12 protein-coding genes are annotated in these 15950 nt (G+C 37.4%); 6 read left to right on the top strand and 6 right to left on the bottom strand.

Annotation, left to right across the window (positions count from 1 at the left end):
• Positions 1 to 25: 25 nt before the first annotated feature.
• The gene (locus FCR2A7T_RS10110) at positions 26 to 2086 is read right to left on the bottom strand and encodes a M1 family metallopeptidase (RefSeq protein WP_035118494.1); all 2061 of its coding nucleotides are present in this window, start codon (positions 2084 to 2086) and stop codon (positions 26 to 28) included.
• 167 nt (positions 2087 to 2253) lie between these two features.
• On the opposite strand from FCR2A7T_RS10110, the gene FCR2A7T_RS10105 reads away from it, so the two are divergent.
• On the top strand, positions 2254 to 2988 hold the full coding sequence (locus tag FCR2A7T_RS10105; RefSeq protein WP_023571189.1) for a Dph6-related ATP pyrophosphatase: 735 nt from the start codon (positions 2254 to 2256) through the stop codon (positions 2986 to 2988).
• Between the two features lie 2 nt (positions 2989 to 2990).
• On the opposite strand, the gene FCR2A7T_RS10100 is transcribed toward FCR2A7T_RS10105, so the two are convergent.
• A complete protein-coding gene (locus tag FCR2A7T_RS10100; RefSeq protein WP_051369549.1) occupies positions 2991 to 3737 on the bottom strand; it encodes a TlpA family protein disulfide reductase in 747 nt (248 codons plus the stop codon).
• A gap of 125 nt (positions 3738 to 3862) precedes the next feature.
• Here FCR2A7T_RS10100 and recG point away from each other — a divergent pair, with 125 nt between their 5' ends.
• From recG to FCR2A7T_RS10085, 3 genes are all read left to right on the top strand, one after another.
• Complete coding sequence (recG, locus tag FCR2A7T_RS10095) at positions 3863 to 5965, top strand: ATP-dependent DNA helicase RecG (RefSeq protein WP_023571187.1); 2103 nt, start codon at positions 3863 to 3865, stop codon at positions 5963 to 5965.
• Positions 5966 to 6042: 77 nt separating this feature from the next.
• Positions 6043 to 6906 carry a bestrophin family protein gene (locus tag FCR2A7T_RS10090; RefSeq protein ID WP_023571185.1) on the top strand — a complete coding sequence of 288 codons (864 nt, stop codon included), beginning with the start codon at positions 6043 to 6045 and terminating at the stop codon, positions 6904 to 6906.
• A 98-nt stretch (positions 6907 to 7004) separates the two neighbouring features.
• Positions 7005 to 7931 (top strand): AraC family transcriptional regulator, encoded by a 927-nt coding sequence (locus FCR2A7T_RS10085; protein WP_023571184.1) that lies wholly within the window; start codon positions 7005 to 7007, stop codon positions 7929 to 7931.
• On the opposite strand, the gene FCR2A7T_RS10080 is transcribed toward FCR2A7T_RS10085, so the two are convergent.
• Both FCR2A7T_RS10080 and FCR2A7T_RS10075 read right to left on the bottom strand, forming a co-directional pair.
• Positions 7928 to 8308 carry a DUF779 domain-containing protein gene (locus FCR2A7T_RS10080; protein WP_023571183.1) on the bottom strand — a complete coding sequence of 127 codons (381 nt, stop codon included), beginning with the start codon at positions 8306 to 8308 and terminating at the stop codon, positions 7928 to 7930. The two genes, FCR2A7T_RS10085 and FCR2A7T_RS10080, sit on opposite strands and share 4 nt — an antisense overlap.
• Before the next feature lie 79 nt (positions 8309 to 8387).
• Positions 8388 to 9893: an aldehyde dehydrogenase family protein gene (locus FCR2A7T_RS10075; protein WP_023571182.1), complete on the bottom strand. Its 1506-nt coding sequence runs from the start codon at positions 9891 to 9893 to the stop codon at positions 8388 to 8390.
• Between the two features lie 172 nt (positions 9894 to 10065).
• Here FCR2A7T_RS10075 and FCR2A7T_RS10070 point away from each other — a divergent pair, with 172 nt between their 5' ends.
• Both FCR2A7T_RS10070 and pheT read left to right on the top strand, forming a co-directional pair.
• Entirely contained in the window at positions 10066 to 11091 is a 1026-nt protein-coding gene (locus FCR2A7T_RS10070; RefSeq protein ID WP_023571181.1) for a proline iminopeptidase-family hydrolase, read from the top strand.
• A 143-nt stretch (positions 11092 to 11234) separates the two neighbouring features.
• Positions 11235 to 13664: a phenylalanine--tRNA ligase subunit beta gene (gene pheT / locus FCR2A7T_RS10065; RefSeq protein ID WP_023571180.1), complete on the top strand. Its 2430-nt coding sequence runs from the start codon at positions 11235 to 11237 to the stop codon at positions 13662 to 13664.
• 67 nt (positions 13665 to 13731) lie between these two features.
• On the opposite strand, the gene FCR2A7T_RS10060 is transcribed toward pheT, so the two are convergent.
• Both FCR2A7T_RS10060 and FCR2A7T_RS15320 read right to left on the bottom strand, forming a co-directional pair.
• The gene (locus FCR2A7T_RS10060; protein ID WP_023571179.1) at positions 13732 to 14298 is read right to left on the bottom strand and encodes a fasciclin domain-containing protein; all 567 of its coding nucleotides are present in this window, start codon (positions 14296 to 14298) and stop codon (positions 13732 to 13734) included.
• A 124-nt stretch (positions 14299 to 14422) separates the two neighbouring features.
• Positions 14423 to 15934 (bottom strand): T9SS type A sorting domain-containing protein, encoded by a 1512-nt coding sequence (locus FCR2A7T_RS15320; protein WP_023571178.1) that lies wholly within the window; start codon positions 15932 to 15934, stop codon positions 14423 to 14425.
• Positions 15935 to 15950: the final 16 nt, after the last annotated feature.

Below are 15950 nucleotides of genomic sequence, written 5' to 3'. Positions count from 1 at the left end.
TTTTTTAAATAACAACATACAATTCTTACAATAATTTCTGCAATTGTACTTTTTCAGGCTCCGGTAAAGTCGGCAATAATTCCTCAAAATATTTTTTAAAAGTATCTTGTTTAACCATCTCTCTGATTTTCTCCCGACAGAATTTGGTGAATTGCCATTTATGATGTGTTAATCCGTTTACGAGATTGGGCAATACATTTTTATCGGCTTTATTTAAAAACAAAAGGTTTACGATGGCGTTTTGTCTGGTGTTTGCTTCAAATTTTGGTGTAGAATATCCTAACAATTCATCATAGAATGTAACTTTATTCACGTTTTGATAGTCTTTTGTAGCCAGAGCCAAAGTGAGCCATGCAATTCGCAATTTTTTATCATTGAAACCCATCCAATCCTTAGTTTTGTCTAACAAACTAAATCGCTCCTCCGGAAATTGCCCCATCAGGTTTTTAAACGTGATTTCCCTGGTCTGATAGGACGCATCATTTAACAACGTATTGTATTCCGATTTGAAATCCGAAGGAATTTGCTTCATCGTAACGGCAATTGCTTGTCTAACTTTCAGATTATTGGTTTGCATTGCCTTTACAAGTAATTCTTTCTTCTCTTCAAACGGCACTTCCTGAACCTGATAAATTACTTCTTCCTTCAACGGATAAAAGGCATCTGAACTCAAAATCGTTTCAAATTGTTGCTTTTTTTCGGAGAAAGGCTTTTCAAACTGTTCGGACAACGCCAGATAATCGGAAATGAATTTGTTCTGTTTCAATATCGCCAACGCTTCCTGCACTTGAAACCCGGATTGTTCCAACCATACTTTCTTAAATGTATTGGTGTCAAATTTGGATACTTTATTTACCTCAGCTAGAAAATCATCGGTATTTACATTTTTGAATCCGTAGTTGTCCAGATAATTTTTAACTGCTTTTCTGAAAACATCATCACCAATATTGGTACGCAAATAATGCAACGCCCAGGCGCCTTTCTGATAAAAGGACAGTGAGCTTGCCTTTTCATTCATCAGCGGAATGGTATCGGTTATGGACGCTCTTTGCAAGGCTTCCGCCGTTTGATACAATTCAAAATTAAAATGGTCTTCTCCAAACAATTCTTTTTCAGCCAAAAGTGCATAATACGTAGCAAATCCTTCCTGCAACCAATGGTGTTTTCCGGATTGTGCCGTAATCATGTCACCAAACCACTGATGGGCCAATTCATGTGCATTCACGTTTACATAACTTCTGTCGTTATAACCGATTTCATCCACTACAAAATCCTGAGCGAAGATTGTTGAACTGGTGTTCTCCATTCCGGCATATAAAAAATCCATCGCCGGAACCTGACGGTAGACTTCCCAAGGATAATTCACTCCTATTTCGCGTTCAAAAAAATCGAAAATTTCTTTAGAATGTTTGTAGGTTGTGGCGAATTTTGAAGCATCTTCTTTTTTAACATAGAATTCCAAATCGGTTCCTGATTTTGAAGTTTCAGTTTGCTTAATAAATTTCCCGATGGCAAGCATAACCAAATACGAACTCATGGGTTTTTGCATCTGATAGCTCCAGGTTTTGATGTTTCCTTTACTGTTATGACTGACATTTTTCAAAACACCGTTGGAAAGTACTTCAAAATCATTTCGGAAATCAACCGATACATTAAAAACGACTTTCTCGTTCACATCGTCAAAACTTGGTAGCCAATGCGATGTATATTTTCCTTGTCCTTGCGTCCAAATTTGACCCGTAGCAGCATCTCCAACAAAATACATGGTTTGTTTTGGTTTAGCTGAATATGAAAATTCCACTTTATTCTTTCCTTTCTTGAAACCTTGATAAAGATTGAGTGATTTACCCGAATTTTTGAATGGAACCGATTTTCCGTTGATTTTCATTTCCGAAAACTCCATCTTGATCGCATCGATTTTAATTGTATCTATTTTCGATTTTACTACGAAATCATAAATCACCTTTCCGCTAATCGATTTCTCAATAGCGTTGGGTTGTAAATGAGCGTTTATCGATATAAAATCGACTTTCTTGGTTTGTTGTGCGAAAACAAATGGGGTTATAAAGAGGAATAAATATTTCATTTTTATGCTATCAGAATTCCAAAAATACAAAGGAATTTCGGACTTTTTAGTAAGTTTACAATCAAATTCAACTTTGTGAAATCCCATGATTGGAAAACGCAATCACTAATGACTATTTTTTTTTATTGGGATACCATGTTCCAATAAAAAACAAATATTATCTACACATGAAAAAGAAAGCCATTTTTAATTGGAGCAGCGGAAAAGATTCGGCGCTGGCATTATACAAAACCCTTCAGCATCCGGATATCGAAATTGTTTCGTTGCTTACGAGTGTGAATAAACAATACAATCGCATTTCGATGCATGGCGTTCGCGCAGAACTTTTGGAACAACAAGCCGAAAGCATCGGTTTACCACTTTATAAAATGGAAATTCCAGAAATACCCACAATGGAAGTTTACGAAGAGGTGATGCGTAAAACATTAAAGGAATTTACAGATAATGGTGTGACACAATCTATTTTCGGTGATATTTTTCTGGAAGATTTACGAAAATACCGTGAAGACAAATTAGCCGAAATGCAACTCGAAGGCATCTTTCCGTTGTGGAAAATTGATACCAAAGTTTTGCTTCAGGAGTTTTTGGATTTGGGTTTTAAAACGGTTGTAACCTGCGTAAACGAACGCAATCTCGATAAAAGTTTTGCCGGAAAAATAATCGACGAACAATTCATAGCCGATTTGCCTGATGATGTTGATGTTTGCGGTGAAAACGGCGAATTTCACACCTTCACTTTCGACGGACCGATTTTCTCAAAACCAATTGCTTTTGAAATTGGCGAAGTGGTGTATCGCAAATATGAAAAACCAAAAACAGATTCTTCTAACACAGTTTGCGACACTAACGATTCGGATGCTTTTGATTATGGGTTTTGGTATTGCGATTTGATTCCGAAATAAGTTTATTCGATAGCTTTTATTGCTTCTTCAACATACTTTACATCGTTAACAACTTTAGTAATTATCCCTCTTTTATTGATAATGAAATGTGTCGGATAGATTTCTAAATTTAAAGCTGAATCCATAAATTCTTTCTGATTGGGCACAACCGCATAATCAAAATTACATTTGGAAAGGAATTTTTTCAGCGCTGCTTCAGAATCAGAAGCCAAACTCACAAAAACGATATCGTCGCGGTTTTTATACTGTTGCACTATTTTATTCAGTTCCGGCATTTCTTCCACACATTTTTTACAATGAATGAACCAGCATTTCAGTATTACTATTTTTCCTTTTGTATTTTCGGAAGTATGCACATGACCGTTTAAATCGACAAAACGAAAAGGTTTCATTTGCTGCCCTTCTTTCAGAAAATTATTCAATTCGGTCTGGGCAACATTTTGCATTGTACTGCTTATATTTTCATCTGCATTTGGCTTCAACTCATAAAGTTTATAAGTGTTATTCTGCTTATCCGAAGAACAACGCAACGGAATGTATTTTCCCGTACAAAGCGATTTTAAAAAAACTTCTTTACTGACTTCCTTTAAATTAGCGTCATGCGGTTTAAATTCTGAAGAAAGTTTTATGGAATCGTTATAATACAACCACCAATCTTGGTAAGAGTTTTCAATTCGAGCGCCAATTACTTTAGTATCATTTAATTGCTGACAGGATACTGTTATAAGAAAACTAATCAAAATGGGCATGAAACACCTGTTCATAAATATTTTTGTGAGATTTACCTCAAATATACTTTTTAAAATAAATCTGAACATCTTTTAAAATAAAAAAATTAAGTTTTATCTTCGTTTTCCAGACTTTACAAGCCAAAATGAACAACCTTCTTGAAACTCCCATAGAATATTTAAAAGGCGTTGGCCCTCAGCGCGGGGATTTGCTGCGCAAGGAACTCGATATTCACCGTTATGGGGATTTGATTAATTTATATCCGAATCGTTATATCGACCGAACGCGGTATTACAAAATCAACGAACTGCAAAACAGTAATTCCGAAGTACAGATTGTCGGGAAAATCATCAATATCAAAACCGTAGAACAAAAAAAAGGCAATCGCTTAACGGCAACATTTATTGATGATACCGGACAAATGGAACTCGTATGGTTTCAGGGACAGAAATGGATACGCGAAAGTCTGAAATTAAATACACCTTATGTAATTTTCGGAAAAACTACTTCGTTTAACGGTGTTTTCAATATGGCGCATCCGGAAATGGAATTGTTGGAAGAACACAAAGCGAGTTTACGCTCGGCGATGCAACCCGTGTACCCGAGTACCGAAAAATTAGCCAACAAAGGCATTTCGAACAAAGTCATCAATAAAATGATGCAGCAATTGTTCCTCGAAACGCATGCTTTATTTACAGAAACCTTACCCGGTTATTTATTGGAAGAATTAAAACTGATTCCGAAAAATGCAGCGCTATTCAATATTCATTTTCCTAAAAGTCAGGATTTGTTAGCCAAAGCACAATTCCGATTGAAATTTGAAGAATTGTTCTTTATTCAGTTGCAGTTAATTACGAAGAACCTCATCCGAAAACATAAAATCAAAGGGCACCCGTTTGAAAAAGTGGGCGATTATTTCACCATGTTTTACAACAACCATTTGCCGTTTGATTTAACTAATGCGCAGAAAAAAGTACTCAAAGAAATCCGTAACGATTTAGGCAGCAATGCCCAAATGAACCGACTATTACAAGGTGATGTAGGTTCCGGAAAAACAATTGTTGGTTTAATGAGTATGCTTTTGGCAATCGATAATGGGTTTCAGGCCTGTTTGATGGCCCCAACGGAAATCCTTGCTTCACAACATTTTAATGGGATTACCGAATTAGCGAAAGACTTAAACCTCAACATAAAATTACTAACCGGTTCCACCAAAACGGCTGATAGAAAAGTTATTCACGAAGAACTGGAAAACGGAAGTCTGCATATCATAATCGGAACCCATGCTCTATTGGAAGACAAAGTAAAGTTCAAAAATTTAGGTTTGGCGATTATTGACGAGCAACATCGTTTTGGGGTAGAGCAACGAAGCAAATTATGGCAGAAAAACGAAGTGCCACCCCATGTTTTGGTGATGACCGCTACTCCTATTCCCAGAACATTGGCGATGAGTTTGTATGGTGATTTGGATATTTCGGTGATTGATGAATTACCGCCGGGAAGAAAGCCGATTCAAACCGTACATCGTTTTGATAGTAACCGACTGAAAGTATGGAAGTTTCTGAAAGACGAAATCGCCAAAGGAAGACAGATTTATATCGTTTATCCGCTCATTCAGGAATCGGAAAAAATGGATTATAAGGATTTGATGGATGGTTATCATGGAATTACTCGCGATTTCCCATTACCTCAATATTCGGTCTCCATTGTTCACGGACAAATGAAACCCGCTGAAAAGGATGCTGAGATGAAACGTTTTGCGGAAGGAAAAACCAATATTATGGTGGCCACAACCGTTATTGAAGTAGGCGTAAATGTTCCCAATGCCAGTGTGATGATAATTGAAAGTGCGGAACGTTTCGGATTGTCGCAATTGCATCAGTTACGTGGTCGTGTGGGACGTGGTGCCGATCAGAGTTATTGCATTTTAATGACCGGACACAAATTGAGCAACGATACCAAAACCCGAATCGAAACCATGTGCCGTACCAATGACGGATTTGAAATTTCGGAAGTCGACTTAAAACTGCGCGGTCCCGGTGACATTATGGGAAAACAGCAAAGCGGCGTTTTGAATTTACAGATAGCCGATTTGGTTCGAGACAAAGATATTTTGCAATTGGCACGTCATCACGCGATTAAACTATTAAAAGACGACGCTGCAATGGAAAAACCAGAACATCAAACGCTGAGAAAAGTATTTATCGAAATCAGTAAGAAGAAAACGATTTGGAATTATATCAGTTAGCAAGTAGCAAGCTTAAATTTTGTTCTTTAAATGAAAAATCTTTCAATCTTTCAATTATAACTTAGAAACTCAAAAATATGGTACAATACAACCCAAAAGACTGGATTACATTTATTTTCCGATTTCACAAAGCCGATACTTTTCGTCAATTATTACCCATGATGTTTTTCATCGGACTTTATTCGGGTATTGTGGGTTATCTCGAGGTGGAATATTTAAATCTTCCTGAAAAAAGTTACGTTCGTAACCTTGGTGCCATGCACGGAATGCTAGGTTTTGTTATTTCCTTATTGCTTGTTTTCCGAACTAATACTGCCTACGATCGTTGGTGGGAAGGACGCAAAATGTGGGGAAGTTTGGTAAACAACAGTCGGAATTTTGCGTTAAAACTATCCGCAATTTTAAAAGACGAACACGACAGGGCTTACTTTCGAAAAACAATCCCGAGCTACGCTTCCATTTTAAACAAACATCTGAAGAATGAAGAAACCGGATTAATGCTTTTTGATGGTTTGGATTTGAAAATCGACCACGAAAAACACCGTCCGAATCAAGTGGCAAAAATGATGTTTGAGAAAATTAATGATTTATACACATCCGGAAAAATAACCGGCGACCAATTAATTATTCTGAATGCAGAAATTCAATCCTTTACCGATATTTGTGGTGCTTGTGAGCGAATTAAAAACACGCCTATTCCCTACTCTTACAGTGCTTTCCTTAAAAAATTCATTTTCTTTTATGTGATGACTTTGCCTTTTGGTTATGCTTTTTCTTTGGGATATTATGTGGTTCCGGTAGTGGTTTTCATCTTTTATGTTTTGGCGAGTTTGGAATTGATTGCCGAAGAAATTGAAGATCCGTTCGGGGATGATGAAAACGATTTACCAACGAAGAAAATCGCTGAAAACATCAAGCGTCATATAGAAGAAATTTTGTGATTTCAGATAAAAATTAACAAAAATGCTGAGGCTCTGGAAAAATAAATAAGTACATTTAGTTGTTTGAAAATAACTGTTTTATTTATTCTAAGTCCCAAATGCATCAGAATAGAATTTTACTGAGTACACCTCATTTATCGAATGAAAAATCTTTAAAAACTTTGGTGGAAAACAGAACCGTTTATTCGCTTGACAATTGCGAATTGAATCTATTTGAAACCTATCAGGAATCCAGTTTAGTTCCTTTAAAATTCAATGATTTGGTGGTAACCAGCATGCTGCGCGGTAAAAAAGTGATGCATCTTTTCGACGATCCTGAATTCGAATATTTGCCGGGTGAAACGGTTGTGATTCCGTCAAATGTAGAAATGAAAATTGATTTTCCGGAAGCCACAAAAAGTAATCCCACGCAATGTTTGGCCTTAGCCATCGACCATTTTAAAATAAATGAAATTCTTCAGTTTTTAAACGAGCGTTATCCGAAAGAAGGAACCAATAATTTTTGGAAACTTGATTCGGAAAATTACTTTTTTTACAATAATATCGAATTGGCGACTACCATCAATAAACTCATTAAGGAATGCATGAGTACGTCCATCACCAAAGATGCGCTTGCCGATTTAACGCTACAGGAATTACTCATCCGGATTATTCAGACGCAAACCGTAAAAGCAGTTGATACTAATAAAGTTATTGATAAAAACAGTCCGCTTATCCCTATTCTGGAACACATTCGTGCCAACATCCGCGAAAGCATTAACCTGAAAGAACTGAGCGACAAAGCGTTTATGAGTACGACTACTTTTTATCGTTTTTTCAAAAGAGAATTGGGCATGAGTCCGATTGAATTCATTTTGAATGAAAAAATGAAATACGCCAAACAATTACTCAAAAATCCGAGTATCCAGATTAACGAGGTGAGTTATGCTTCGGGTTTTGAAGATTGCAATTATTTCATCCGAATTTTTAAAAAATATGAAGGAGTAACTCCGAAACAATACCAATTGATGAACATTAATAATTAATCGAACGTATTGTATCGAAGCGTTTCAAGATCTAATGTTTCTTCTTCGGTAAACAATCGGTAGTCGATTTTAAACGTTTTTCCGTAAGGAGCTTCCAACGAAAAACCGCCTACTCCAAAACCTTCTACAACATCCAAGGTAAAATGGGCATGTTTCCAATATTCGAATAAGTCTTTATCGACCCAGAAATCACAGTCTTCCACCTGACCGATGCAGACATCATTGGTTCTCGGAAAAAACGAGCCGACTTCAAGACACTGAGGCTGCGTTCCTTCACAACAACCACCCGCCTGATAGAAAAACAATGCTCCGAAATTCTCCTTAAGAAAAGCAATCGTTTCTTTTGCTTTTTCTGTAGCTTCTATTCTTTTTATCATCTTTAAAATTTAAAATTAGTATTAAAAAAAGTGCTCCCTAAGGAGCACCTTCCAACCGACTAACAACCACGAAACCGGATTAAAAAAATCCTAATTTATTTTTATCATAAGAGATTAACATGTTTTTGGTCTGACGATAATGGTCTAACATCTGTTTGTGATTTTCACGACCAATACCCGACTGTTTGTAGCCTCCAAACGGAGCACCCGCCGGATAAGCGTGATATTGATTCACCCAGACGCGTCCGGCCTGAATCGCGCGCGGCACCTGATACAACTCGTGTGCATCTCTGGTCCACACACCTGCTCCCAATCCGTAAACAGAATCGTTGGCAATTTCAATAGCTTCTTCAGTAGTTTTGAAAGTTGTAACGGCCAGTACCGGTCCGAATATCTCTTCCTGAAAAATGCGCATTTTATTGTGTCCTTTAAAAATGGTTGGTTTGATGTAATAACCACCATCCAAATCATCGCCGAATTTATTTTCATCACCGCCAATTAATAACTCGGCACCTTCTTCTTTTCCTAAATTAATGTACGTCATAATCTTATCCTTCTGAATTTTGGAAGCCTGTGCTCCCATCATTACATTAGGATCCATCGGATTTCCGGTTTTAACGGATTCCACACGCTGAATCAGTTTTTCGATGAAACGGTCATAAATAGATTCATGTACGATTAAACGCGAAGGACACGTACAGATTTCGCCTTGATTTAAGCAATACAATGCGGCACCTTCCAACGCTTTGTCCAAAAACGCATCGTCATGATCCATTACAGAAGGGAAGAAAATGTTTGGTGATTTTCCACCCAATTCTAACGTAACCGGAATAATGTTTTCAGTGGCATATTGCATTACCATTCGTCCTGTCGCTGTAGAACCTGTAAAAGCAGCTTTGGAAACTTTCGGATTGGTTACTAAATGTCTACCCAACTCGGAACCAAAACCATTCACGATGTTTATTACACCGGCAGGAACCAAATCGCCAATAATTTCCATTAAAACCATGATAGAAATCGGCGTGTTTTCAGCTGGTTTCAATACAACACAGTTTCCTGCAGCCAAAGCAGGTGCTAATTTCCAAACGGCCATTAAAATCGGGAAATTCCATGGAATAATCTGAGCCACAACTCCGATAGGTTCGTGAACGATTAAAGAAACCGTATGTTCGTCTAATTCGTTTACCGAACCTTCCTCGGCGCGGATTACACTGGCAAAATAACGGAAGTGATCGATGGCTAAAGGAATATCGGCTGCCATGGTTTCACGAATAGCCTTACCGTTATCTACGGTTTCTGCTGCTGCGATTAACGCAAGATTGTCTTCGATAACCTGGGCAATTTTGAATAATAAATTACTTCTGTGTGTTGGAGACATTTTGCTCCATGTTTTGAATGCTTCTGCTGCAGCATCTACTGCAATTTCCAGATCTTCTTTAGAAGAATGTGCCGCTTGGGTAAATACTTTCCCGTCAATTGGGGAAATCACATCGAAATACTTTCCGTTAACCGGAGGAACGAATTTCCCACCGATATAATTATCGTATCGCGATTTAAAATTTGGTCTTTCAATTAAATTGCTCATAATCTTGTTTGTTTGTTTTTACCAAATTTAGACTTCGATCCAGCAAAAAAATAGCACATTTACTTCAATTGATAGCACAATCGCATCATCTTGGGCGCTTTTGATAAATAAATCGATTTGGGATTCATCAAATCAGCGGTTTTTAAGTAACTTTATCTGAAAATTCGCAATTATGAAGAAAATAACATTGTACACCATTACCGCATTCTTCCTGTCTTTGGCGCTGTTCAGTTGTAAAGAAAAGGAACCGGAAACAAAATCGGATCTGAAAGAGTACTTCAAAAAAAGTGAAGTATCGCTCCAAACCGGTGGTATGCAGTTCATTCCGATTGAAACTCCGAAAGGCACCTTCAAAGTATGGACAAAACGTTTCGGGAACAATCCAAAAATAAAAGTATTGTTGTTAAACGGTGGTCCTGGTGCAACCCATGAATATTTAGAATGTTTTGAAAGTTTTCTTCCGGCCGAAGGAATCGAATTTATCTATTACGACCAATTGGGTTGCGGAAATTCCGATGATCCGAAAGACGTTTCCATGTGGGATTTACCCCGTTATGTGGAAGAAGTGGAACAAGTTCGAAAAGCCTTGAATCTTGATAAAGACAATTTCTACCTACTCGGACATTCCTGGGGCGGAATTTTAGCCATGGAATATGCGCTGAAATACCAAGGCAACATGAAAGGGCTTATTATTTCTAACATGATGTCGGATGCTGTAGCATATGGAAAATATGCCGATGAAGTATTGGCCAAACAAATGAATCCAGAAGTATTGAAAGAACTCCGAGCCATCGAAGCTAAAAGCGATTTTTCCAATCCTCGTTATATGGAATTACTGATGCCCAACTTTTATGAAAAACACATTCTGCGATTGCCTGCAAAAGACTGGCCGGAGCCTGTAACCCGTTCTTTAGGAAAAACAAACCAATCTTTATATGTAACCATGCAAGGTCCGAGTGAATTCGGAATATCAGGAAAACTCGAGAAATGGAATCGCATGCCGGATTTGAAAAACATAACTATCCCTACATTGGTTATCGGAGCAAGATATGACACTATGGATCCGAAACACATGGAAGAAATGTCCAAATTAGTTAAAAAAGGAACCTATCTGTTCTGTCCGAGAGGAAGCCACATGGCGTTTTATGACGATCAGGAAACGTATTTCAGAGGATTGATTTCGTTCCTGAAAAAATAAATAACAATTTATGATCTTCTAAAAAACAGTTCGCCTAAAAAACGAGCTGTTTTTTTATCATGATTGGTTCATAAAACCCGTAAATCCACTATACAAATTAAACCACAATTATTATCTTTGCAGACTTATAAAACGATACAGCAATGCGTATATCCTATAATTGGTTAAAACAATTCATTAAAATAGATTGGAATTCTGAAGATGCTTCTGCGTTACTGACCGATTTAGGTCTTGAAGTGGAAGGTGTAGATAAATATGAAAGTTTAAAAGGCGGACTTTCCGGAGTTGTGGTGGGTCATGTATTAACGTGCATACAACATCCAAATGCCGATAAATTAAAAATTACCACAGTAGATTTGGGTGACGGAAACGCTCCGGTTCAGATTGTTTGTGGTGCTCCGAATGTGGCTGCCGGTCAAAAAGTTCCTGTAGCGACTATCGGAACAAAACTGTATGACAAAGACGGAAATGCTTTTGAAATCAAAAAAGGAAAAATACGCGGTGAAGAAAGTCACGGAATGATTTGTGCTGAAGACGAATTAGGTCTCGGTGAAGGTCATGACGGTATTCTGATTTTAGATGAAAAATTAGTTCCCGGAACACCCGCATCAAAAGTATTCAACATTGAAACGGATGAAGTTTTTGAAATCGGATTAACACCAAACCGTGCCGATGCCATGAGTCATTGGGGCGTAGCGCGTGATTTACGTGCAGGATTAATTCAAAAAGGAATCAACCATTCGGAATTAATGACACCATCGGTAAGTAAGTTTAAAGTGGAAAAACGCACGCTGAAAATCGATGTAAAAGTTGAAGATTCAAAATTAGCACCGAGATATTGCGGAGTAACCATTTCCGGCATTACCGTTAAACCATCGCCAAGTTGGTTACAAAACCGCTTGAAAGCCATCGGATTAACTCCGAAAAACAACATTGTTGACGTTACCAATTACGTTTTACACGAATTAGGACAACCTCTGCATGCTTTCGACGCAGCCAAAATCAAAGGAAATAAAGTGATTGTAAAAACACTTCCGGCCGGAACTAAATTCGTTACGCTGGATGAAGTGGAAAGAACCCTTCACGAAGAAGATTTAATGATTTGTGATGAAAACGGTCCGATGTGTATTGCCGGTGTTTTCGGTGGAAAAAATTCGGGTGTTACTGAAAACACTACAGCTATTTTCCTTGAAAGTGCCTATTTCAATCCGGTTTCTGTTCGTAAAACCGCAAAAAGACACACATTAAGCACCGACGCATCATTCCGTTTTGAAAGAGGAATCGACCCGACAATCACTGAATACGCAATGAAACGTGCAGCCCTTTTAATTCAGGAAGTAGCCGGTGGAGAAATCACCTCCGATCCTATCGATATTTATCCGAAGAAAATTGAAGATTTCTCTGTTTTACTGAACTTCAACAACGTAAACAAAATCATCGGACAGGAAATTCCGAAAGAAACCATTAAAAAAATATTGGTATCTCTAGACATCAAAGTAAACAGTGTTTCCGATGCCGGTTTAGGACTAACTATTCCCGCATATCGTGTTGATGTACAAAGGGAAATCGATGTTATTGAAGAAATTTTACGCGTTTACGGATACAACAATATTGGTTTCACCACCAAATTAAATGCCTCAATTTCCAACTCCTCCCGTACGGAAGACTACAAAGTGCAAAATGTAATTGCAACCCAATTGGTTTCCCAAGGATTCAATGAAATGATGGCGAATTCTTTAACTTCTCCGGAGTACATTAAGCTTTCGGATAAATTAAAAGAAGAATTCAATGTATTGATGCTGAATCCGTTAAGCAATGATTTATCGGCAATGCGTCAGTCGTTGTTGTTTAGTGGATTAGAAGCCGTGTCGTATAATATCAACCGAAGAAATTCGGATTTAAAATTATTTGAATTCGGAAAAACCTATCACAAAATGCCGTCTGGTTATAATGAAGTTAAACATTTAACCTTATTTGTAACCGGGAATCGTTTGATGGAAAGCTGGACCACTGTTGAAAAACCATCGGATTTCTTTTTATTTAAAGGCTATATCAATGCGGTGTTATCGCGTTTAGGAATTGAAAAAACAACTACGCAACCACTTGAAAATGATGTTTTCGCGGAAGGAATTGCTCTGAATGTTGGTAAAGAAACCATAGTGGAATTCGGAACCGTTAAGAAATCGATTTTAAAACATTTTGACATTAAACAGGAAGTTTTGTTTGCCGATTTCAATTGGGGCGAAGTTTTAAAATTAGTTTCCACAAAAATCAAGTTTGTTGAAATTCCGAAATATCCGGAAGTGCGAAGAGATTTGGCACTATTAGTCGATACTAATGTTCAGTTTGAGCAAATCTACTCGATAGCCAAGCAAACCGAAAAGTCGTTATTGAAAGACGTGAATTTATTTGATGTTTACGAAGGAAATAATCTTCCGGAAGGTAAGAAATCGTATGCTGTGAGTTTCACGATTCAGGACGCTTCAAAAACGCTTACCGATGCTCAGATTGATAAAATTATAAGTAAACTGCAACAGAATTTCGAAAAAGAAGTTGGCGCTCAGTTGCGATAACAAACAAAAAAAGCGGATTGTTTTTCAATCCGCTTTTTTTTATAGCAAAACTCATGGTTATACCACCTTATGATTTTGGTAAGACAACTGTATCAACCACATGAATTACCCCGTTCGACTGATTTACATCGGCAATGGTTACTTTAGAACTGTTTCCGTTTTCGTCTGTAATGTATAGCTCTTTTCCTTTCATCCAAGCGGTTAATGTTCCACCACTAACGGTTTTCATACTGGCTTTTCCGTTACCCTTTTTAATTGCTTTCGCGATATCCATAGCGTTCATTTTTCCGGCAACCACGTGGTAGGTTAAAATGGTTTGCAACATTTTTAGGTTTTCCGGTTTTAATAAAGTTTCAACAGTTCCTTTCGGTAATTTGGCAAAGGCGTCATTGGTTGGAGCAAAAACGGTGAAGGGTCCGGCAGATTGCAAAGTTTCCACTAAACCGGCCGCTTTTACGGCTGCTACTAAAGTGGTGTGGTCTTTTGAATTTACTGCATTTTCTACAATGTTTTTAGAAGGATACATGGCAGCGCCACCTACCATAACTGTTTTTTCTTTTTGGGCAAAAGCTGTCGTTCCGAAAAACATTGCAAATGCAATCACTGCAACCGATAAAATTCTTGAAGTTTTCATAAATGATTATTTTTAATTGTTTTATACAGTCATTTACGAGAGAACTTTATTCTTGGTTTTAAAAAAATAAAAAAATCCCGAAAACAATTTACTTTCGGGATTTAATATAGTAGTAATCAATAGTTTATTTTTTAATGAATTTTGTATTCGAAGTCCCTTTATCCGAATTAATTTTAACAAAATAATTACCGGAAGACAAACTCGAAACATCAACTGATTTTGTATTCTTAGCATTTGGAATTACCAAAACCAACTGTCCTAACTGATTGTAAATACTGACAGACGAAACTTCAATGGTTTGTTTGGTTTCGATATTCAATACATTGTTTACCGGATTCGGGTACACTGTAAAATAAGTTCCGAAGGCAAAATCCTGAGTACTTAACGCCTGAATGGCTGTCACAGCCGTATTGGTTACAATCGGGAAGTTATAATCGAAATAAATGCTTGCCGAGTTGCTGAACGTATTTCCGGTTACCAAGGTTGGTTTAGTTTTTATTTTGAAAGCCACGTAACCGTCATTGTTTGCATCATCAAACGGTAAATTGATGTTTTCGAAAATGAATTCCACTTTGTTACCGGATGTAATATTGGTTACAAACGAATGACTTCCTTTTATCGGTACTAACGAGTTGATATCGAACTTAGCGATATCAATCATGTCTTTTACCACAATATTTTGAGCATTAGCAGTACCGTTATTTTCAAATCGAATCATGTAATGCACATACTTCCCTACTTCACTTGGGGCTATTGTTGCTCCTTCTAAACAGGTTTTATCGTTTGGATCGTATGAATTTACCACTGTTTGGTTTAGTGCAAATGTGTTATCGTCCGGGGTTTCATCAGTAGGAGCTGAAGTTATAGAAACAGTATAGTTTAAAACGTCTCCTCCATTTACAGCCGGGACTTCCATTGGTGAATTTACATTTAATGTAAAGGTAATTTCACGAGTTTCAAAAGGAAGTAAATTAGCGAAATTCCAAGATAAATTATTCGTAGTCTGATTTGCTATAGTTGGAATTGCAGAAACAAAATCCAAAACAGCATCGTTAAAACTTAAGTTAATGCTTCCGGATTGTGTGTTGGCTCCTTTATTTTTATAAACCAATTTATAAATTGCATCAAAACCCGGGCGCGCACGCACTATAGGTATCAATATAACTTCCAAATCCGGATGCACACCATTAGCTGTCACACAAAAATTCTGGGTAAACGGACTGGCTTGTGTTGGAAAGGTCACAACTACATTAGAAGGTGAAACATTAAAATAAGATGGGTTTTCGAAATAAGGCGTAACTGTATGTGATCCTGCTTGGACCGGTATCGAAAAACCACCTGCAGAGTTAGAGATAAATGCCCCGTTGTTTATACTATCTGATATTGTAAAACTTAAATTTGGAAAAGCGGAATCGGAAGCATCACATCCGTTGCTGTCATTATCCAATTTATTATTGCCTTGAATTGTATAGAATTCTCCTCCTGGTGTGAATGAGCAATACGAATTTACCGTACAAGTATAACCATAACCAGTAGCCTGATTTTGTACTGCATTGATAAACTGCTCGTCTACACATATATATGCTACATTTGGTGATTCACTGAAATCAATTTCTGTTTGTCGCCCATTCTTCATAAAAATCCTTGTAAGA

Source organism: Flavobacterium cauense R2A-7 (assembly GCF_000498475.1).
Lineage (GTDB): Bacteria > Bacteroidota > Bacteroidia > Flavobacteriales > Flavobacteriaceae > Flavobacterium > Flavobacterium cauense.
The sequence above is the reverse complement of the archived record's forward strand: the minus strand, read 5'-3'. Positions and strand labels throughout refer to the sequence as shown.